We start from the raw sequence: 412 nt of genomic DNA on the forward strand, positions 1-412 counted from the left end.
CGATGTGTGCGGTTTGAGTGATGCTGCCTTTTTTGGTCATGCCGTCAGCGGCTTTGATTTGCTGATATATCTCACTAGGAAAGCGAACGTGCCCGATAGCAGTCGCCTCGCGCGTGGTGGCACGCTTGCCACTGACGTCGACCATGCTGATGTCGCCTGTACTGTCTAGGTGCGATAGGGTTGGTTGATCCAGTGTTGACTTATTTAATGTCGTTAGATTATTTCTTTGAGTTTTACTGCTCATAGGTAAAGCCTTTTTTCAAACCGTTTTTTTATCTATCAATTAAAGGCGTGGCCACTGTTTATTATCAAAACAATGGATACCAAGATTTTTCATCGCTTCAGTCATGACTTGGATTGGTACGCAAAAAATGCGGTACAAAGTTACAAGGACGCGTACGGCTATCAAACT

At 44.4% G+C, this 412-nt stretch carries 1 protein-coding gene; it reads right to left on the minus strand.

What is annotated here, in order from left to right; translation table 11 throughout:
• Nucleotides 1-244, minus strand: a 244-nt coding sequence (locus JFC06_RS12245) for a cyclic pyranopterin monophosphate synthase MoaC (protein ID WP_320158785.1), incomplete at its 3' end; no start/stop codon positions are given.
• Nucleotides 245-412: the final 168 nt, after the last annotated feature.

The organism is Psychrobacter namhaensis, from assembly GCF_016107545.1.
Taxonomy (GTDB): domain Bacteria; phylum Pseudomonadota; class Gammaproteobacteria; order Pseudomonadales; family Moraxellaceae; genus Psychrobacter; species Psychrobacter namhaensis.